Origin of the sequence: Xanthomonas sp. LMG 8993 (genome assembly GCF_009835065.2) — a bacterium.
Lineage (GTDB): Bacteria > Pseudomonadota > Gammaproteobacteria > Xanthomonadales > Xanthomonadaceae > Xanthomonas > Xanthomonas arboricola.
The window spans coordinates 666863-687015 of record NZ_QVIF02000001.1; the positions used below are offsets into that span (position 1 = coordinate 666863).

General features: G+C 67.1%; 18 protein-coding genes. 3 read left to right on the top strand and 15 right to left on the bottom strand.

Annotated elements, in window-relative coordinates:
- From DYQ94_RS02865 to DYQ94_RS02880, 4 genes are all read right to left on the bottom strand, one after another.
- Positions 1 to 405 carry a hypothetical protein gene (locus tag DYQ94_RS02865; protein WP_425518998.1) on the bottom strand — a complete coding sequence of 135 codons (405 nt, stop codon included), beginning with the start codon at positions 403 to 405 and terminating at the stop codon, positions 1 to 3.
- Between the two features lie 185 nt (positions 406 to 590).
- Positions 591 to 2702 carry a methyl-accepting chemotaxis protein gene (locus tag DYQ94_RS02870; protein WP_054592772.1) on the bottom strand — a complete coding sequence of 704 codons (2112 nt, stop codon included), beginning with the start codon at positions 2700 to 2702 and terminating at the stop codon, positions 591 to 593.
- Between the two features lie 415 nt (positions 2703 to 3117).
- Positions 3118 to 4302, bottom strand: a complete 1185-nt coding sequence (locus tag DYQ94_RS02875) for an FAD-dependent monooxygenase (RefSeq protein WP_126965634.1) — start codon at positions 4300 to 4302, stop codon at positions 3118 to 3120.
- A gap of 37 nt (positions 4303 to 4339) precedes the next feature.
- Positions 4340 to 4804, bottom strand: a complete 465-nt coding sequence (locus DYQ94_RS02880; protein ID WP_102580913.1) for a MarR family winged helix-turn-helix transcriptional regulator — start codon at positions 4802 to 4804, stop codon at positions 4340 to 4342.
- Between the two features lie 444 nt (positions 4805 to 5248).
- Between DYQ94_RS02880 and DYQ94_RS02885 the strand changes: the two genes are divergently transcribed.
- The gene (locus DYQ94_RS02885) at positions 5249 to 8074 is read left to right on the top strand and encodes a PAS domain-containing hybrid sensor histidine kinase/response regulator (protein WP_202397524.1); all 2826 of its coding nucleotides are present in this window, start codon (positions 5249 to 5251) and stop codon (positions 8072 to 8074) included.
- 40 nt (positions 8075 to 8114) lie between these two features.
- On the opposite strand, the gene DYQ94_RS02890 is transcribed toward DYQ94_RS02885, so the two are convergent.
- Positions 8115 to 8459 (bottom strand): response regulator, encoded by a 345-nt coding sequence (locus DYQ94_RS02890; RefSeq protein ID WP_102252252.1) that lies wholly within the window; start codon positions 8457 to 8459, stop codon positions 8115 to 8117.
- A 237-nt stretch (positions 8460 to 8696) separates the two neighbouring features.
- Here DYQ94_RS02890 and DYQ94_RS02895 point away from each other — a divergent pair, with 237 nt between their 5' ends.
- Positions 8697 to 10211: an ATPase domain-containing protein gene (locus tag DYQ94_RS02895; protein WP_160954980.1), complete on the top strand. Its 1515-nt coding sequence runs from the start codon at positions 8697 to 8699 to the stop codon at positions 10209 to 10211.
- Positions 10198 to 12270, top strand: a complete 2073-nt coding sequence (locus DYQ94_RS02900) for a PAS domain-containing hybrid sensor histidine kinase/response regulator family protein (protein ID WP_126965636.1) — start codon at positions 10198 to 10200, stop codon at positions 12268 to 12270. The genes DYQ94_RS02895 and DYQ94_RS02900 overlap by 14 nt, the downstream gene beginning before the upstream one ends.
- A gap of 96 nt (positions 12271 to 12366) precedes the next feature.
- Here DYQ94_RS02900 and DYQ94_RS02905 read toward each other — a convergent pair whose 3' ends face one another.
- From DYQ94_RS02905 to DYQ94_RS02950, 10 genes are all read right to left on the bottom strand, one after another.
- Entirely contained in the window at positions 12367 to 13083 is a 717-nt protein-coding gene (locus DYQ94_RS02905; protein WP_164738879.1) for a tetratricopeptide repeat protein, read from the bottom strand.
- Positions 13077 to 13559 carry a cytochrome c-type biogenesis protein gene (locus tag DYQ94_RS02910; RefSeq protein WP_047125549.1) on the bottom strand — a complete coding sequence of 161 codons (483 nt, stop codon included), beginning with the start codon at positions 13557 to 13559 and terminating at the stop codon, positions 13077 to 13079. Before DYQ94_RS02910 ends, DYQ94_RS02905 begins: the two co-directional genes overlap by 7 nt.
- The gene (locus DYQ94_RS02915; RefSeq protein WP_065049065.1) at positions 13559 to 14101 is read right to left on the bottom strand and encodes a DsbE family thiol:disulfide interchange protein; all 543 of its coding nucleotides are present in this window, start codon (positions 14099 to 14101) and stop codon (positions 13559 to 13561) included. The genes DYQ94_RS02910 and DYQ94_RS02915 overlap by 1 nt, the downstream gene beginning before the upstream one ends.
- Positions 14098 to 16086 (bottom strand): heme lyase CcmF/NrfE family subunit, encoded by a 1989-nt coding sequence (locus DYQ94_RS02920; RefSeq protein ID WP_160954978.1) that lies wholly within the window; start codon positions 16084 to 16086, stop codon positions 14098 to 14100. Before DYQ94_RS02920 ends, DYQ94_RS02915 begins: the two co-directional genes overlap by 4 nt.
- Before the next feature lie 63 nt (positions 16087 to 16149).
- Positions 16150 to 16620 carry a cytochrome c maturation protein CcmE gene (ccmE, locus tag DYQ94_RS02925; protein ID WP_160954977.1) on the bottom strand — a complete coding sequence of 157 codons (471 nt, stop codon included), beginning with the start codon at positions 16618 to 16620 and terminating at the stop codon, positions 16150 to 16152.
- Positions 16617 to 16826, bottom strand: a complete 210-nt coding sequence (ccmD, locus tag DYQ94_RS02930; RefSeq protein WP_024940343.1) for a heme exporter protein CcmD — start codon at positions 16824 to 16826, stop codon at positions 16617 to 16619. The genes ccmE and ccmD overlap by 4 nt, the downstream gene beginning before the upstream one ends.
- Entirely contained in the window at positions 16823 to 17581 is a 759-nt protein-coding gene (ccmC, locus tag DYQ94_RS02935; RefSeq protein WP_160954976.1) for a heme ABC transporter permease CcmC, read from the bottom strand. The genes ccmD and ccmC overlap by 4 nt, the downstream gene beginning before the upstream one ends.
- A gap of 10 nt (positions 17582 to 17591) precedes the next feature.
- Positions 17592 to 18902 (bottom strand): S8 family serine peptidase, encoded by a 1311-nt coding sequence (locus tag DYQ94_RS02940; RefSeq protein ID WP_104575163.1) that lies wholly within the window; start codon positions 18900 to 18902, stop codon positions 17592 to 17594.
- Positions 18899 to 19552, bottom strand: coding sequence for a zf-HC2 domain-containing protein (locus DYQ94_RS02945; protein WP_024940346.1), 654 nt, complete (start codon positions 19550 to 19552; stop codon positions 18899 to 18901). Before DYQ94_RS02945 ends, DYQ94_RS02940 begins: the two co-directional genes overlap by 4 nt.
- Positions 19549 to 20130: a sigma-70 family RNA polymerase sigma factor gene (locus DYQ94_RS02950; RefSeq protein WP_065032352.1), complete on the bottom strand. Its 582-nt coding sequence runs from the start codon at positions 20128 to 20130 to the stop codon at positions 19549 to 19551. The genes DYQ94_RS02945 and DYQ94_RS02950 overlap by 4 nt, the downstream gene beginning before the upstream one ends.
- Between the last annotated feature and the right edge of the window lie 23 nt (positions 20131 to 20153).

Sequence of the window (20153 nt, forward strand, 5' to 3'; positions counted from 1 at the left end):
TCAACGCCCACCCTGAAAGCGGAAGGTGAAGCGCATGTTCGACGCGGCGGCCGTTGCCGAGTCTGCTGGTGGGGCAGTGGCGTCGACCAACGTCAACTGGCCATCGGCCACAGCCACCGGAACGCCAAGCGTGAGATCGATCTGTTTGGACCAGCCGCCGCCGAGCACGGTTGCCCTGACGATCAGCCGGCCCGCCACGACGCACTGCACCTCGGCCGGGCAACGGCTGTCTTCGATGACGCGGTCGGGACGTACCTTGGGGCCATCGACCGCCGCGATTTCTCCCAGCCGCACCGGGCCTTCGATGGGCTGGCTGGTGATGGACCCAGCTGCCGCGCACGCGGCAAGCCAGGCGACCAGAAGCGTTGCAAGCATCAGCGTGCGGAAGGGGCGGAGGCGTTCCATTGCGGCAATCATGCCCGTGTGTTGTGGAGATGCAAGCTGATGTCTTCGGTGCGCTGTGCGGATGTAGCGACCACATCAATGCGATGCAGCGTCACTTCGCCGTGACGCGCTCGCGCAAGTGCGCAGCATTGCGCGAGCGCAGGCAGCAACACGGCCAGTCACTAAGGATCGCACTACCCGGCCGGTCAGATCACCGAGGCATTGACCTTGAACACCTCGACCGCCTGCGTCAGCTGGGTCGAATGCGCTTCCAGCGAACGGGCTGCCGTGCTCGCGGCTTCGACCAGGCTGACGTTCTGCTGGGTGGTTTCGTCCATCTGGGCGATGGTCAGGTTGACCTGTTCGATGCCGCCGGCCTGTTCTTGCGAGGCGGCGGAGATGTGGCCCATGATGTCGGTGACATGCTGGACGCTGGTGACGACCTCGCCCATGGTGGTGCCGGCCTTGTGCACCAGCGTTGCACCGTCGGCGACGCGCTGCACGGAGTCGTCGATCAGGCGTTTGATCTCCTTGGCGGCGTCCGATGAGCGGTGCGAGAGAGTGCGCACTTCCGAGGCCACCACGGCAAAACCGCGGCCTTGTTCGCCGGCGCGTGCGGCCTCGACGGCGGCATTGAGCGCGAGGATGTTGGTCTGGAAGGCGATGCCGTCGATGACCGAGATGATGTCGGCGATGCGCCTGGACGAGGCTTCGATGCCGGACATCTGTTCGATGACCTGGCCAACCACGTCGCGTCCCTCCGAGGCGATGGCGGCGGCGCCCAGCGCGAGCTGATTGGCACGGCCGGCGTGCTCGGCATTCTGCTTGACGGTGGAGGTCAGCTCTTCCATCGAGGCGGCGGTTTCTTCCAGGCTGGCGGCCTGTTGTTCGCTGCGGCGGGACAGTTCCTGGTTGCCGCTGGCGATGTCTTCGGCGGCAAAACCGATGCTGTTGGAGGTGGTCTGGATATGCGTGACGATGTCGGTGAGGCGATGCACGGTGCTGTTGGCATCGTCGCGCATGGAGGCGAACACGCCGTGGAAGTTGCCGGTCATGCGCACGGTCAGGTCGCCATCGGCGATGCACCGCAGCAGGTCGGAAAACCTGGCCAGGTTGGTGTCGGAGGTGGCCATCATGGTGTTGAGGTTTTCGACCATCAGGCGGAAGTCGTGTTCGAACTTTTCCGGCTGGCCGCGCAGCGCGAAGTTGCCGGCGCAGGCAGCCTGGGTGAGCTGCTGGATCTGCGCGTTGATGGCGCGCAGGTTCTGCTTGACCTGCTGCATGGTGGCGGTGATGGCGGCCTTTTCGCCGGGGTATTGCTCGATTTCGGGAGCCAGGTCGCCGATGGCGTAGCTGCCCATGACCTCGGTCATGCGCAGCTGGGTCTGCACGTGCGCATGCACCAGGGCGTTGGTGTCCTGCACCATGTGCCCGTATTCGCCGGGGAACTGCTGGGCGTCGGTGCGGTAGCTGATCTCGCCGGCATCGTGGCGGGCCGCCATGTTGCGTTGGGCGGAGATCACATCCTGCAGGCGGCGCTGCATCTGTTGCATGGCGCGCAGCAACTGGCCGGATTCGTCCTTGCTGGTGGGCAGGTCCTGGCTGCGCAGGTCGCCGTCGTTGATGCGCTCGGCCAACCGCAGCGATTGGCGCAAGGGCAGCACCACGCTGCGGGTCAGCAACCACGCAATGGTGGCGCCCAGCAGCAAGGCGATGACGGTGGAGACCACCATCAGCATTGCAAAGCCGCGCGCGGTGGTCACCGCGTCCTTGGCGGCCGCGCGGTTCTTGGCTTCCTGCAGGTCGATGAAGGCGTTGATGCTGGCCAGCCAGGCGACGAAAGCAGGGCGCGCCTGCTGCAGCAGGCGTTGTTCGGCATGCGGCTTGTCGGCGCCATCGCGGAACGCGCGCACCTGCGCGATCAACGGCATGGTGCGCTGCTCGATGGCCTTGATCCGCTGGAGGATGGCCTTTTCTTCCGCGTCCGTGGAGGCCGCGATCATGTCGTCCAGTGGCTTGGCGGAGCGGGCGTAGTCCGCGGCGAGCTTGTCGATCGATTGCTCTGCCGTGTGCCGCTCTGCCGGGTCGTCCAGCAGCACGACATCGCGCAGGGCGATCGCGCGGTCGTGCACGCTGCCGCGGAAATTGATCGCATAGCGTTGCTTGACGCTGTTCACTTCGTTGATGGCGGTGAGCTGCTGGTCGATGCTGCGTACGCGCTGGATGCCGACGACGGTGAGGATCACCATCAGGACAATGATCGCGAGGAAGCCGAGGGCCAGGCGCTGACCGATGCGCAGATTCGAAAGCAGGGACATAGGGAGTTTGATCGGTGATCCGGCGAGCGGAAGAGCGGGGGAGAATCCCAGCAACAGCTGGGAGGCGATGCGCCCGGGACACCGATGGGGTCGGCAGCGTTGCCGCTGCACGAAGGATGTCTCGACCTGTTCGTTAGCGGCCTGCGTCAGCGGAAATGAAACCGCCGGCGGTGGCAGGATTCATCCACGGTTGGCTTCGCAATGCCGTCAGCCATGGCGATCAGAACGCAAGCCAGCGGTCGCGGCCCCAGCGCAGCGCTTTGGTACCGGTCAGCGCCGGGGGGCAGAAGCGGATTCAGGCGCGGCAAGTGACCGAGGCGTGGAGACGGCCGCGGCGCCGGTGCTGCGGCCGATGGCAGGCGTCGATCGGCATGCATCGTGCCGCCACCGCAGCACGGCCGCCATCCAGGCGGCCTCAGTCATAGCGCGACAGATCCGGCGCCTTCATCGACGGCGTCATCAGCTTGGCGGCAATGTTCTGGACGCTGGGCTGGCTGGCGAATTTCAGTGCGCCGTGCAGCAGCTGGATGCCGAGCCGGCTGTGCGGATTCATCAGGCGCGGGCCGATCTTCGGCACGCCCTGGCCCTGTTCCACCATCGGCCGCATGGCGTCGGCGTAGGCGGTGAGGGCCTGTTCCAGTGTCGCGGCACGTGCGATCTCGTTGGCCAGCACGTAGCCGCCGGTGACCGCAAGAGTGGCGCCGATGCCGGCCAGCGGGGTTGCGCACCAGGCGGCGTCGCCGGTCAGCACGACGCGGCCGGCGTGCCAGCGCGGCATGCGCACCTGCCGCAAGGCATCGAAGTAGAAATCGTCGGTGGTGTCCATGCCGTCCAGTACCCGCGCAGCCTGCCAGCCGGCGTCGGCGAAGCGTTCGCGCAGATAGGCCTTCTGGGTTGCCAGGTCCCAGTCCTGCTCGCCCTCGGGGGCTTTCTGCAGCGACAGCATCGCGCGTGTGGTGCCGTGCTGGTCCGGGCGCAACGAGATGCTGCGCCCGCCGGTGGTGTGATACCAACGCCACAGGCGGTCGTCGTCGGCGGTGCGTGCGATGGTGAAGTAGGCAATGGTCAGATCCATCCAGCGCGGGTCGTTCTCGCCGGGAAACACCAGCTCGCGTGTGGCCGAGCCGACGCCTTCGGCGACGATGACGGCATCGAAGTGGTCGCTGCGTCCGCTCTGGAAGCGGACGGTGGCAGCCTCGCCGTCGTCGTCGATGCTGGCGATGCGGTCGCCGAACCGGTACTCGGCCGTCTGGCGTGCGGCGTCGTAGAGCAGGCGGGCGAGATCGCCGCGCAGGATTTCCAGTTCTGCGGTCGGGCCATCGCCATCGATGTCGTCGGTCGTGAAGGTCGCCACCGCATGGCCGTGGTCGTCGACCCAGGCAGTACCTTCCTCGCCGGTGCCATGATCGAGTGCGGCCTGCTCCAGGCCCATGCGCTGCAGGACCTCGCGGCCGACCCCGCGCACGTCGATGTTCTGGCCGCCATCGCGAAACTGCGCGGCCTGCTCGACGACGCTGACGTCGAATCCCTGCCGGGCGAGCGCCCAGGCCACGGTGTTGCCGGCGACGCTTGCGCCGGTGATGAGGATGCGACGCGGCATGACAGATCACCCGAAAGAAGAAATATCAGAAGTGATATTACATGCCCTGGTCGCGCTGCTCCAGGTTGGCGATCAGGCGCTGCATGAACGCGACAGTCTGCTGCGCCTCCTCGGGGGAGAAGTCCTTCAGCGCATCGGCATTGAGATCGATCAGTATCTTGCCGCCGATCTCGGCGATCTTGCGCCCGCGCGGCGTGAGCGAGACCACTGCGGCGCGGCGGTCCTGCGGCGCCGGGGCGCGCTCGATCAGCTGCAGGCCCTCCAGCTTGTCCAGCAGGGCCACCATTGCCGGCTGCTTCACCGCCGAGTCGATCACCAGGTCGCGTTGCAGCATCGGCCCTTTCCAGGACAGCAGCATGATCGGCCCGAGCAGTGCCAGCGACATGCCATGCGGGCGCAGTTGCGCATCCACCAGACGGTTGAAGACCCGTGCAGCATGGTTGGCCAGATACCCCGGGGCCACCGCAGCCAGCGGGTGAATGAGTGCATCGCGATCCTGCATTTGCGTCATCGTGCCACGCCGTTGGGCCATTTCGCGATTTTATCCGGGCACGCGCACCACCGGGCATCGCCGGCGCGCCGCGGCGCGGCATCCATGCCGGTTGCCGCGGCAGCGCGCCATGGTGGGCCCGGCGCGCAGTCGGCAGGCATCGTCACCTGAGTGTTGTAACGTAGGCGGGCGCTGCACGCCTTGCAGGGCGCCACCGGCAACGCCGGATGGCGTTGGCAGGTGCGGCCGGCATCTCGGCCCGTTCCGTTCCTGCCTGCCGGCGCTGCGCGGCGTTTGATCCTGGTTCTTCTTCAATGGTTCGTCAAAGATGCTTGTTTGGGTGATTGGTAAGCCGTCCGCGCACCGCGTTGCGTATTGTCCGCATGACGACTGCCGCTGGGCGGCAGCGCGCCTGGGCACCACGTGAGCGCGCCGTTTCCGTATGGCGACAGCGCCATGGCGCAGGCCGTGCGCGCCTACGACTGGGCCGCAACACCGCTGGGGCCGACCACGCAGTGGCCGTCGCCGCTGCGCAATGCGGTCAGCCTGATGCTCAGCTCGCCGGAAAGCATGTATGTGGTGTGGGGCGATGCGCTGACCTTTTTCTACAACGATGCCTATACGCCGATCCTTGGGCCGCGGCAGCCGCATGCGCTGGGTGCGCCGCTGCGGGAATTGTGGGCCGATGCCTGGGAGGCGGTACGTGCGCCGATCGAGGCCGCGTTCGCGGGGCGCGCCTCGCGCTTCGAGGAAGTGCCGATCGGCATGAACCGCTACGGCACGCCGGAAGACACCTGGTGGACATTCTCGTTCTCGCCGATCTATCTGGACGATGGGCGTGTGGGCGGCGCGTTCTGCGTCACCAACGAAGTCACCGACCGCAAGGTGGCGCAAAACCGGCTTGCCGATGAGCACGAGCGGCTGATCCGGTTGTTCGAGCAGGCGCCGATGTTCATGGCGTTTCTGAGCGGTCCGCAGCATCGGGTGGAGTTCGCCAACCCGTGCTATTCGCGATTGATCGGGCACCGCGACGTGATCGGCAAGCCGCTGGCCGAGGCCCTGCCGGATCTGGTCGAGCAGGGGCATCTGCATCGCCTGGACGAGGTGTACCAGTCCGGGCGCGCCTATGCGGCCAATGCGCTGGCCTACAACGTGCAGGCCGAGCCGGGCGGCCCGGTGGAGCGACGCCTGCTGGATCTGGTCTACCAGCCGATCGCCGGTGCCGATGGCACCGTCTCCGGCATCTTCGTGCAGGGCCTGGACATCACCGACCGCATCGGCCTGGAACGCGCGGTGCGCGAGGCGGAAGTGCGCAACCGGCAGATCCTGGACAGCGTGATGGACTACGCGATCATCGCCACCGACCTGCACGGCCTGGTCACGTCCTGGAACGAGGGCGCGCAGCGCATTCTGGGCTGGAGCGAGGCCGACATGCTGGGCCAGACCCTGGAGCGCACCTTCACCCCGGAAGATGTGGAGCGCCGGCAGATCCTGATCGAGGCGGCGGCGGCGCTGGAAAGTGGCAGCGGCATGGACGAGCGCTGGCATGTGCGCAAGTCCGGCCAGCGTTTCTGGGCGAACGGGTCGCTGATGGTGCTGCGCGACGAAACCGGTGCGGCGATCGGATTTGTCAAGGTGTTGCGCGACCGCACCGCCGAGCGGCTGGCCAGCGAAGCCCTGCGCGAGAGCGAGCGTCGGCTGGATGCGCTGGTGCGCGCGTCCTCGCAGTCGATCTTCTCGGCCAGCGCCGACTGGCGCGAGCTTCGCCAACTGGTTGGCGAGGGGGCGCTGAGCGATGCGCTCTCGGCAAGCTTGAACTGGCAGCTGGAGATGGTGCACCCGGACGATCGCGCGCGGCTGGCCGAGGCCATTGCGCATTCGATCGTCAACAAGACCGGGCTGGACGTGGAATACCGCGTGCTGGATGCCAATCAGCGGATGGGCTGGACCCTGATGCGCGCGATCCCCTTGCTGGACGAGGGCGAGCAGATCGTGGAGTGGTTCGGCACCGCGGCCGACATCACCGACAAGCGGCTGGCCGAGCAGCAGCTGCGCCAGCTGACCGAAACGCTGGAAGAGCGCGTGCGCGAACGCAGCGCGGCGCTGCTGCTGGCCGAGGAAAAGCTGCGCCAGAGCCAGAAGATGGAGGCGGTCGGCCAGCTGACCGGCGGGCTGGCGCACGACTTCAACAATCTGCTGACGGCGATCAGCGTCGGTCTGGAGCTGTTGCAGACGCGCATCGAACAGGGCAAGTACGACCGCCTGGAGCGCTATGTGGAAATGGCGCAGTCCAGCGCCGCGCGCGCCACCGCACTGACCCAGCGGCTGCTGGCGTTTTCGCGCCGGCAGACCCTGGCGCCCACCGCGCTGGAGGTACAGGCGCTGGTGCAGGGCATGCACGACATCATCGCGCGCACGCTGGGGCCTTCGATCGCCTTGCAGCTGCGCCCTGCAGCCGACCCGTGGAAAGTGCTGGTGGATGCGCCGCAGCTGGAAAACGCGCTATTGAACCTGTGCATCAACGCGCGCGACGCGATGCCCGATGGCGGCGAGCTCACCATCGCCGTCGCCAACCGGGTGCTGGACGCCGGCGCCGCCCAGCAGCTGGACCTGCCGATCGGCGAGTACGTGTGCCTGAGCGTGCAGGACACCGGCACCGGCATGAGCGCCGACGTGATGTCCAAGGTGTTCGAGCCGTTCTTCACCACCAAGCCGATCGGGCAGGGCACCGGTCTGGGCTTGTCGATGATCTACGGATTCACCCGCCAGTCCGGCGGCCACGTGCGCATCGATTCGGAGGTGGGCGTCGGCACGACCATGGCGCTGTACCTGCCGCGCTTCGATGGCGTGCTGGCGCAGGACGAGGCAGTGCCGGCGACCGAGCAACCGCTGCGCTCGACCGCGCCAAGCTGCACGGTACTGCTGGTGGAAGACGAAACCGCGATCCGCGTGCTGATGTCCGAAGTGCTGAGCGAAGCGGGCTACCGCGTCATCGAGACCGCCGAAGGCAGCGCCGCAGTGGAGCGGCTGCGCTCGCAGGAGACGATCGATCTGCTGGTGACCGACGTCGGGCTGACCGGTGGATTGAACGGACGTCAGGTCGCCGACGCGGGGCGGCAGTCGCGGCCGACGCTGCCGGTGCTGTTCGTCACCGGCTACGCGGCAACCGCGGCGGTGGGCGCCGGGCAATTGGAGGACGGCATGGAGGTGCTGACCAAGCCGTTTCTGGCCGTGGACCTGGAACGTCGCGTGGCGCAGTTGCTGGAACGCAAATCGCACTGAGGCCTGCGTGCAGGCTTGGCGATGATTCGGTCGGGGTTGCTTACAGCGCGGTCTGCACGATGCCCAGCAGGTCGCGCAACGAAAACGGCTTGGTCAACAGACGCATGCCGGTATCGAGAAAATCCGCACGCTTGGCGATGGACCCGGCATAGCCGGTCATGAACACGATGGGCAGGGCGGGATACAGACGGCGCGCATTGTCGGCGAGGTCGCGCCCGTTCATACCGGGCAGGCAGATATCGGAGAGCAGCAGATCGAACGGACGCGCCTGGTTGAGCTGCTCCAGCGCCTGCTCGGCGTCTGGCGACACGATGACCTGGTAGCCCTCGTCACCCAGGATATCTGCGGTCATCGCACGAATGGCATCGTCGTCTTCGACCAGCAAGATACGGGCGTTACATGATGCGTGGTTCACCGCAGTCCTCGAGCGATCGCAACCATGCGATGCACTTCAGGTGCAACGCTAGGCCCACGCGCGTGACGAACGTGTCGGAACTGTCATAAAGCGCGGCGCAGGTCACAGCACGCTACCGATATCGCGGGGGCTCAGCTCGCGCCAAGCAAGCTGATCGATTCAGTGGTGCGCAGCGGGCAGTGATGCGCCCGTGATAAATTTAAGCCTATGGAAAATCTGAAGCCGATGATCGCAAACCGCATTACGACTGGTACGACGGGGCTTGACACCATCCTGCGCGGCGGCCTGCCGCCCAATCGCCTGTACCTGCTGGAGGGCCAGCCGGGCTCGGGCAAGACCACCGCATCGCTGCAGTTCCTGCTCGATGGCGCTGCCAAGGGCGAGAGCTGCCTGTACGTGACCTTGTCGGAAACCATCGACGAGCTCAACGAAGTGGCCGCCTCGCACAACTGGTCGCTGGAGGCGCTGCATATCTTCGAGCTGGCATCGGCCGAAGCGTTTCTGGGCGATGGACGCCAGCAGTCCATCCTGCATCCGTGGGAAATGGAGCTGGACGGCACCATCAAGCTGATCCAGGCCGAGGTGGACCGGGTCAAGCCGACGCGTGTGGTGTTCGACTCGTTGTCCGAGTTGCGCCTGCTGGCGCAGGATTCGCTGCGCTACCGGCGTCAGGTGTTGGCGCTCAAGCAGTTCTTTGCGCCGCGCAACATCACCGTGTTCCTGGTCGATGACCTCACCGGCGAGAACGGCGAACGCGATGCGCATCTGCACAGCCTGTGCCATGGGGTGATTTCGCTGGAACGCATGACGCTGGATTTCGGCGCGGCGCGGCGGCGCATGCAGGTGCAGAAGTTGCGCGGCGTGGATTTCATCGCCGGCTACCACGACATCACCATCACCACCGGCGGCATGCGGATCTTTCCGCGGCTGATCGCCTCCGATCACCATGTGCCGTTCATCGGCGATGCGGTGTCCAGTGGCGTGGCGCGTGTCGATGCGCTGCTGCACGGGGGGCCGCTGCGCGGCACCAGCACCCTGCTCACCGGGCCTGCCGGTTCGGGCAAGACCAATATCGCGCTGCAGTATGTGACCGCCGCCTGCGAGCGCGGCGAGCATTGCTGCATTCTGGAGTTCGACGAGCGCACCGGCACTTTGCTGACGCGGGCCGAGAGCCTGGGCATGGATCTGCGCAAGTATCTGGACGCGGGCCTGCTGGAACTGCATCAGATGGACCCGGCCGAGCTGACCCCGGGCGAGTTCGCCTGGGCGGTGCGCGCCAGTGTGGAACAGCGCAACTGCCGCGTGCTGGTGATCGACAGCCTCAACGGCTATCTCACCTCGATGCCGCAGGAAAAGCAGCTGATGCTGCAGATGCACGAGCTGCTGTCCTACCTCAACCAGAGCGGCGTGACCACGTTCCTGGTCAATCCGCAGCACGGCCTGGTCGGCACCATGTCCACCGGCAACCTCAACATCTCCTACATGGCCGACACCGTCATCCTGTTCCGCTTCTTCGAGGCGCAGGGGCGCATCCGTAAGGCCGTGTCGGTGATCAAGAACCGCAGCGGCGCGCATGAGGATTCGATCCGCGAGTTGCGCATCGGGACGGGCGGTATCCATCTGAGCGAGCCGCTGGAGAAATTCCACGGCGTGCTGACCGGTACTCCGCATTTCGTTGGGGACGACACGCCGTTGCTGGATCGTCCACTTGACTACCTGTGACCCGGATGGGTCCATCGTCCACGTCATCGCGCCGTTCGGCCGCGATGCGGAGAGCATTGCCGGCATCGTCGGTCAGCGCGGACTGACGCGCCGGGTGTACGGGTCGCTGGCTGCGCTGGCGGACGACCTGCTCGATGCCTCCGGCGTGGTGGTGTTGACCGAGGAAGCGGTGGGCGGGGATCTGCGTCAGTTCTCGCATGCCCTGCAGAGCCAGGCCGCCTGGTCGGATATTCCGTTCGTGCTGCTGCGTGCGCCGCGCGGCAGCCACAACGGGCGCCAGGCCACGCTGCCGGCGGAAGTGACCAACGTCATCGAATTGGAACGGCCGCTGAGCTCGCCGTCGTTGTTGAGCGCGATCTCCACTGCGTTGCGCTCGCGCCAGAAGCAGTTCGTGATTCGCGACCAGATGGCGCAGTTGGCCGAAAGCAAGACGGCCCTGATGTCGAGCGAGGCCGAGCTGCGTCGCGTCACCGACGCACTGCCGGTGCTGATTGCCTTCATCGACAAGGATCTGGTGTACCGCTTCGCCAACCGCTCGTATGAAGACTGGATCGGCATCCCGCCTGCCGAGGTGATCGGGCGGTCCATGGTGGATGTGGTGGGACCGGCGATGGTGCAGCAGCGCCGCGCCTGGATCGAGGCCGCACTGGCCGGGCAGGCGTTGACGGTGGAGGCCAGTTGGCCGCACACCGACGGACGCCGGCGCGATGCGGAGATCCGCTACATGCCGCGCCTGGATGCGGACGGCCAGGTGGACGGCTTTCATGTGTTTGCCACCGACATCACTGCGCGCGCGCTGGCGCTGGAATCGATCCAGCAGCAGGCCAGCCTGCTCGAGGTCAAGGTGGCCGAACGCACCGCCGAGCTGCAGCAGCAGATGCTGGCACGCGAGTCCAGCGAAGCGGCATTGCGCCAGGCGCAGAAGATGGAAGCGGTAGGCCAGCTCACCGGCGGCATCGCACACGACTTCAACAACATGCTGACCGGCATCCTGTCGGCGCTGGATCTGGCGCGCCTGCGCATCGACCAGGGCCGCACCGAAGGGCTGGGCCGCTTTCTGGATGTGGCGTCGGCCTCGGCCCTGCGCGCGGCCGCACTGACGCAACGGCTGCTGGCGTTCTCGCGACGGCAATCGCTGGAAGCGCGGCATCTGCATCTGAACGACCTGGTGGTATCGCTGCAGGAATTGCTGGCGCGCACGCTGGGCGAATCGGTGCATCTGGAAACCGATCTGCAGGCCGACCTGCCGCAGGCGTATGTCGACGAAAACCAGCTGGAAAGCGCGCTGCTCAATCTGGCGATCAATGCCCGCGACGCCATGCCCGACGGCGGGCAGTTGCGCATCGCCACCCGGCAGTTGCAGGTCCAAGCGCAGCCGCTGGAACTCGGGCGCGGGGTGACGCTGGCGCCGGGCAATTACGTGGTGGTGTCGGTGACCGACAGCGGCGCGGGTATGCCGGCCGACGTGCTGGAGCGTGTGTTCGAACCGTTCTACACCACCAAGCCGATCGGGCAGGGCACCGGCCTGGGCATGTCGATGATCTACGGCTTCATGCAGCAGTCCAACGGGCAGGTGTGGGTGGAGTCCGAGCTGGGCAAGGGCACCACGGTGAGCCTGTATCTGCCCGCCGGTCTCCATCCGCAGGCGCTGTCGCCGCAACCGCAAGCCGGTGCCGTGGTGTCCGGACGCGGCCAGCAGGTGCTGGTGGTGGAAGATGACGAACAGGTGCGGCTGCTGGTCACCGAACTGCTCAATGAGTTGGGCTATGAAGCCGATGTGGTGGCCGACGCCGATGCGGCGCTGCCGATCCTGGCTTCGCAACGGCGCATCGATCTGCTGGTGACCGACGTGGGCCTGCCCGGGCTCAACGGGCGCCAGTTGGCGGAGATCGCGCGGCAGTCGCGGCGGGATCTGCCGGTGATCTTCATGACCGGCTATGCGGAAACCGCGCGCGATCGCGGCGAGTTTCTTGCCGACGGCATGAGCATGATCGCCAAGCCGTTTACGCTGGGCGAGTTCAGCGGAAAGCTGCACGAGGTGTTGGGGCCGTCGGCCTGATCGGGGTGCGCGGTCAATCGCGCCTGACACTACGACGGTGCTGCCATCGGCTGGTGTGGTGGTGTCCTTGAAGGCGGGTGCAGTCCAAGGTTGGCGTCAGGGCGCTGCGCGCCCGGATTGCCGCGCGCTGGCCAGCGACTCGGCCACGGCGATCTTGTCGGCCACCGCCTTCTGCATCGGCGAGCCGGCGTCGAGCAAGCCATGCAGATGCCGCCAGTGCTCGCTGGCAGCGCGGTAGTCCTGCTGCTGAAAGTCGCTGATGCCCAGCAGCCACAGGCCGCGCTGATGGTCCGGCTCGCGTGCGACCACCTGTTGCAGGCGGCTGCGTGAGTTGGCGTCGATGGCGAAATCGCTGCGCGTGGCCATGTCCGCGGCCACCCAGCCGACGATGGCGGCGCTGAGATCCGGCGCGATTTTGAGCGCTTGCGCATAGGCCTCACGCGCATCGGCGGGGCGGTTGTCCTGCTCGTGGGTCCTGGCTTGCTGCATCCACGACTCCAGCGCCTGCTCCTGCGCAGCGTCGGCGTTAGCCTCTGCGGCCCGGGCTTGCTCACCCGCGGCGGCGGCAGGCGCGTCTGCCGGTTGCGGCGGCGGCTGTGCCGTCGCGTAGACACGCCGTGCGATCGCGTCCGGCGCGCCGACCAGCCGATACAAGCCGGCCGTGGCGATCGGCAAGCCGAGCACCAGCACAATCGGCAGGCTGTAGCGTGCATTGCCCTTGCGCGCGGGCTGGCGCAGCAACGGCGCCAGTATCAACAGCAAGGCGACGACCACCAGCGCGGCGCTTGCGATATAGAAACCGGTCATCACCATTCTTCCTCCGGTTGCGGCGCCACCGGCGTACCGGCGCGCGCACGTTTGCGCACGGTATGGATCACCACGCCCGCACCGGCACCCAGCAGCAGCAACGGACCGAACCACAGCAGCCAGGTGCCGCGCTTGACCGGCGGGTCGTACAGCACGAAGTCCGAATAGCGATCGACCATGTACTGCTTGATCTGCGCATCGCTCCTGCCGGCCTGCAACTGCGCGAACACCTGGTGGCGCAGATCGCGCGCGAGCTCGGCATTGGAGTCGGCCAGGTTCTCGTTCTGGCACACCAGGCAGCGCAACTGCGCGGTCAGGCGCTGATAACGCGCTTCGTCGCTGCGGTTCTTGAAAGGCAGCGGGTCCACCGCCTGCGCCGCCAGCGGCGGCGCAAGCAGCACGCCCAGCAGCAGCACCAGCAGCAGACGCAGTTGCCGGCCGTGCATGCGCCGGTACCAGCGCCAAACCCAGCGCGCCGCCATCAGCGCGTGCCCCCGGGCAGTGCGGCGATGGCGGGCAGCAGCTCGTCGTTGATGACCGCGGGCGTGAGCACGCCGATGTGCTTGTAGCGGATCACGCCTTGCGCATCGATCAGGAAACTCTCCGGCGCACCGTAGACACCGAAATCGATCGCGGTCTGGCCGGCTTCGTCGGCAATCACCAACGCATACGGATTGCCGTACTGCGCAAGCCAGGCCGTGGCGTCGGCAGGCGCGTCCTTGTAGTTGTAGCCGATCAACGCCACCCCGAGCCGGCTGGCCTGCGCCATCAGCACCGGATGTTCGTGCACACATTCGGCGCACCAGCTGCCGAACACGTTGAGGACATAGGGCTTGCCCAGCAGCTGATCGCGGCTGACGCGTTGCTCGGGCCGATCCAGCCGCGGCAGCGAGAACGCCGGTGCCGGCTTGCCGATCAACGGCGAGGGCACATCGCGCGGGTTGTGCTGCATCGTCCAGTAAATGCCGAAGCCGAACAGCGCCGCCAGCAACAGAAAACCCAGCAAGGGCAGCAGACGGTTCATGCGTGCGATTCCTGCGCAGTGACACTGGTGCCGTGTGCCGGTGCCGTGGCCGCCGTCGTGGCGAGCGCCGGCGCACGGAACCGGCGGGCACAGGCGCTGACGAAGCCGCCCAGCATCATCAGCAGGCCGCCGGCCCAGATCCAGCGGATGAAGGGTTTGTAGTACAGCCGCAACGTCCAGTCGTATTCGATGTGCTGATCGTCCAGCGGCTCGCCGAGGGCGACATACAGATCGCGGGTGATACCGGGGTCGATCGCCGATTCGGTCTGGATGCGCTCGCTGCTGTACAGGCGTTTTTGCGGATGCAGTTGCGCGACCAACTGGCCATCGCGGCTGACCTGCACGCTGCCTTGTTCGGCCTTCCAGTTCGGCCCGTCGATCAGTTGCACGCCGTCGAAGCGGAAGGCGTAACCGGCGATCTCGGCGGTCTGCCCGGGCGACAGACGCACGTCGCGTTCGACCGACAGGCTTTCCGACACCAGCACGCCGGCCACGAACACCGCCACGCCCGCATGCGCGAGCAGCATGCCGGCCATTTCCGCCGGAAACCGCCGGCCGCGCGGCATCTCGCGCCAGCGCTTGTACATGTACAGCGCGGTGCCGGCCGCCACCCATGCGGCGACGCCGATGCCGGCGATCGCCCTGGGCTGGCCCTCGGCAAACAGGCTGCCGACCAGCGCACAGGCGACCGCGGCGATGCCGGCGCGCGTGCCCAGTGCCTGCAACGGCGCCGCCTCGGCCTTGCCCCAGCGCAGGTACGGGCCGAACGGCAGCAACAGCATCACCGGCAACATCAGCAGCGGGAACAGCAAGCCGAAGTAGGGCGGCCCCACCGACACCTTGCCCAGGCCGAAGGCATCGGCCACCAGCGGAAACAAGGTGCCCAGCAGCACCATCGCCGCCGCCACGGTGAGCAGCAGGTTGCCGATCAGGATGGCGGTCTCGCGCGAGGCGGCGGCGAACGGTTTGCCGCTGGCGATCCGGGGCGCGCGCAGCGCGTACAGCAGCAACGAGCCGCCGACCACCGCGATTAAAAAGATCAGGATGTACAGGCCGCGGCGCGGATCGGCGGCGAAGGCGTGCACCGAGGTCAGCACGCCCGAGCGCACCAGGAAGGTGCCCAGCAACGACAGCGAGAACGCCAGGATCGACAGCAGGATGGTCCAGGCGCGCAGGCTGCCGCGTTTTTCGGTGACCGCCTGGGTGTGGATCAGCGCGGTGCCGACCAGCCACGGCATGAAGCTGGCGTTTTCCACCGGGTCCCAGAACCACCAGCCGCCCCAGCCCAGTTCCGCGTACGCCCACCAGCTGCCGGCGACGATACCGGCGGTGAGGCAGGCCCAGGCCACATTGGTCCACGGCCGCGCCCAGCGCACCCAGGCCTGCTCCAGTTCGCCACCCAGCAAGGCCGCCACCGCGAACGCAAACGCCACCGAGAAGCCGACATAGCCGGTGTACAGCACCGGCGGGTGGAAGGTCATGCCCGGGTCCTGCAGCACCGGATTGAGTTCGTTACCATCCAGCGGAATCGGCGACAGCCGCGCGAACGGATTGGAGGTCAGCAGGATGAAGGCCAGAAAGCCCACCGACACCAGCCCCAGCACCGCCAGCACGCGCGCGGCAAAATGCTGCGGCAGATGCCGGCTGAAGGCGGCCAGCAACAGCGTCCAGGTCGACAGGATCGCGATCCACAGCAGCAACGAGCCTTCGTGCGCGCCCCACACCGCGGCAAAGCGGTAGTACCAGGGCAGGGCGATGTTGGCGTTGTCGGCGACATGGCGCACCGAAAAATCCAGCGACAGCAGCGACCAGACGAGCAGGCTGAACGCCATCCACACGAACAGCGCCTGACCGACCGCGGCAGGCCGCGCAATGCCCATCAACGCGCCATTGCCGCGCCAGGCGCCGATCAGCGGCAGCACGCCCTGGGCGAGCGAGAGCAGTAACGCCAGGATCAGTGCGATCTGGCCGAGTTCAGGCGTCATGGGCGAATCGCATCGTTGCAGCGAAGAGGCATCATCGAGGGAAGGAACAAGCTGCGCGCCGCATCAGCGCGGCGCAGGCAGCGGCACCGCAGCGGCGGGAATCGGCTTGCCGACATGGCCTTCGGCCATCGCATCCTTCAGTTCCTTCGGCATATAGGTTTCGTCGTGCTTGGCCAGCACTTCGTTGGCGACGAAGCGCCCGCCCTGCATGCGCCCGTTGGCGATCACCGACTGGTTGTCGCGGAACAGGTCCGGAAGAATGCCGGTGTACTCGACCTGCGTCGCGGCGTGCTTGTCGATCACGGTGAAGTGGACGGTGAGGCTGTCGCTGGCGCGCTGGATCGAGCCGGCCTTGACCATGCCGCCGAGGCGGAATTGCCGATAGCCGGCCGCCTCGCCGGCATGCACCTGGCTGGGCGTGAACAGGTAGCTCATGTTCCGCTGCAGCGCGAGCACGATCAGTGTGACCGCCAATGCCGCAGCGGCGAGTGCGCCGATCACCAGCCACAGGCGTTGCTTGCGGGTGGCGTTCATGGGGCGTCACGCTCCAGCGGCGCTGTTGCCGACAATTCGCGCGTGCGCCGCGGCGTTTGCCGTTGCAGCTGGCCGCGCAGCTCGCGCGGCAGGCGGCGGCGACGCAACCATGGCGATGCCAGGTCGGCCAGCAGCACCAACACGAACAGCGCGTATGCGGTCCACACGTATTGCCCGTAACCGCCCATCGCCAGCAGGGTCGTCATGCGGTGCGCTCCGTCAGCACGATGCGGCGCGCCCAGTCCTTGCCGCTTTCCAGGGCGAGCAGGTCCACGCGCACGCGGCCGAACAGGCTGGCCAGGTAATAGCACTTGGTCGCCAGCGTCATCGTCAGCAGCGGCCACAGCATGTCCGCGCTCATCGTGGAGGGGCCGAGCAGGCGCACGGTGGAGCCCTGGTGCAACGTGTTCCACCACACCACCGAGTAATGCACGATCGGCAGATTCACCAGGCCCACCAATGCCAGCAAGCCGGCCGCACGCATTGCCTGGCGGCGGTCTTCCACCGCGTGGTACAGGCCGAGCACGCCTAGATACAGGAACAACAGCAGCAACTCGGAGGTCAGCCGCGCATCCCAGGTCCACCAGGTGCCCCACATCGGCTTGCCCCACAGCGAGCCGGTGCACAAGGTGATGAAGGTGAAGGCCGCGCCGATCGGCGCCGAGGCCATGGTCACCACCTCGGCCAGCTTGATCCGCCAGACCAGTGCGATGAACGCGGATACGCCCATCGCCGCGTAGATGAACAGGCTCATCCAGCCGCTGGGCACGTGGATGAAGATGATGCGGTAGGCATCGTGCTGCTGGTAATCCGGCGGCGCCAGCACCAGCCCACCGTAGGCGGCCACCGCACCAAGCAACAACGCCAGGCCCAACGCCCACGGACGCACGCGTCCGGCCACGCGATAGAAGGTCGGCGGCGAGCTGAGTCTGTGCAGCCACAAGGGAATCCACTTGGCCATGCCGGTGTCGTCAGTTGGAATGTCTGGCGGGAGGCGCCAGCGCCTGCACGGCGGCACCGGCGTTGACCTGCAACTGGCCGTCGGAGAGCTTGCTGGTGCGCTGCATCAGCTCGCGCAATGCGGTGGCGTCCAGCGACGGCGACAGCGACAACAGCAACGCGACCACGCCGCTGACATGCGCGGTGGCCATCGAGGAGCCAGAGGTGAAGTCGTAGCGGCCGTTCGGCTGGGTGGTCAGGATGTCCTTGCCGGGCGCGCTGAGCACGCCGGGCATGGCCGCGGTGGGGCTGCTGCTGCGTACCACCAGCACGCCCGGCACATCGTTGGGAAAACCGTCCAGCCGGCCGTTGGGCGGCATCGCGGCGACCACGATGCGGCCCTGCTGCACCAGGTGCTGCAGCATCTTGCTCAGCAGCGGGTCGGCTGGGCCGCCCAGGCTCAGGTTGATCACGCGCGCGGAGCTGTTGTTGATCGCCGCCAGCGCCTTGGCCAGGGTGAAGGTGTTGCAGCGTGCGGTGGCGCCGACCGTGGGCGCATACCAGCAGGCCTTGTAGATGCTCAGCATGGCCTTGGGCGCCATGCCGACGATGCCTTGATGGTTGTTGCTGCCGGCGGCGATGATGCCGGCCACCTCGGTGCCGTGCGAGTCGCTGCTGGTCATCACCGGCGAATCGTCGACCAGGTCGTGCACGTCGCGGATGCGCGCCTTCAGGTCGGCATGCGTGGTGTCCACGCCGGTGTCGACCACCGCCACCACCACGCCGCGGCCCTGGGTGACGGTCTGCGCGCTGGCCGCATCGGTGGCGATGAAGCCGCGCTGCAGATCCACATAGGGGTCGTTGTAGCCGGACAGCGCGGTGGTCTTTTCCGATGCGTCGGCGGAAAACACCGAGAAATCCTGCACCGGTTGCACCAGCTCCACGCCGTCGTCGTCGGCCAGCGCGCTGACCAGTTCGTCGCGCGACACGCCCGGCGGCGGCTGCAGCACGGCGCAATACAGGCCCAGCGAGGTGATCGGCCAGCCGGAGACTTCGCGCAGCTTGTAGCGCTGCTTGAGTGCTTCCATGCGCACGGCGGCCTTCTGACCGGCGCCGTAATAGCTGGAGGCGTAGCCGATCAGGCTGGACCCGGCGCGGGCCGGCGGTGCGCTGAGCGGATTGGCCACCGCCAGCAGGATGTCGCGGCTGCTGTCGGGCGTGTGCGCATCGGCCGCCGGTGGCGTGCTGGTGCTGGCGGCGACGGGTGCCGGCTCCTGCGCGCTGGCCTGCGTAGCGAGGCCGATGCAGGCGGCGATGATGCCGATGGCGAGCAGGCGCTTCATGGTGCGGACACGATCTCGGCCATGCGGATGCCCGGGTTGGCGCGCAGTTGCTGCACGGTCTGCTGCGGCTGGGCCGGCGGTTGCGGCTGGGCCGGCACCACGGTGTAGGCGCCCATCTCGTTGGGCCCGCCGATCACCTGCAACTGCTGTGCATGCAGCAGGCGGTCCCAGTCGGCCACGGTCATCTTGGCGTCCGGCACCACCCGGATGGCGCCTTGCGGCACCGGCTGGGCGGTGGCGCTGCTGAGCGTGCGGTAGTCGTGCGAGGGCGCAGGCGCGGCCAGCCTGACGCCCATGACGCCCAGGCCGATCGCCTGCACCAGCGCCGCGGCCGCCAACGCGCGCACCGTCCAGCTACCGGAGCGGCGCGCTGCCGGCGGCGCGGGCGCGCTGGCCTGCTCCGGCGCGTCCAGGCGGCCGAGCAGACGCTGCAGGCCGGCGTTGGCGTCCAGCTTTACCGCAGACGGCAGCGCCAGCGCCTGGCGCAGGCGGTTCTGCTGGGCGAACTCGGCACTGCACGAGGCGCACTTGGCCACGTGCGCGATCAGCCAGGTGTTCTCTTCCTCGGTGGCGCTGTCGAGCAGGACCGCGGGCATCAGTTCCCAGGCGTGCGAGCATTCCTTGCCAGGCGCGATGAAAAACGTCTTCATTGCATGGTCTCCGTATAGGGGGCGCTGCCGGCCAGGCCGGGCAGCACATTGCGTAATTTGACCCGCGCATGGAACAGCCGGGCCTTGATGGTGCCTACCGGGCACTGCATGATCTCGGCGACTTCTTCCAGCTTGTGGCCGACGCCGTAGACCAGTTCGATCACCAGGCGCTGGTCCGGCGACAGCCGTTCCATGCCCTTGTCGAGCCAGTCGCGCAGCTCGCGGTCGTCGTTGTCGTCGGCGCTGGGGGCGTGGTCTTCCACCACCGCGGTATCGTCGATGGCCTCGCCGTCGTGCTGGCGCAGGCATTTGAGGCCGCAGCGATAGGCAATGCCCATGATCCAGGTCGAAACCTGCGAATCGCCGCGGAAGTCGCCGGCCTTCTGCCAGGCGATCCAGAAACAGTCGTTGATGGCTTCTTCGATGATGTCCGGGCGCCGGGTCAGGCGCGACAGGAAGCGGCACAGCCGGCCGTGATAGCTGGTGTACATGGTGGACAACGCGGCGCGATCGCCCGCCGCCATGCGGCGCAGCAGCATGCGATCGGTGGCATCACCCAGGGTGTCGGAATCATTCATCGAGGCAGGCACGGCTTAGGACG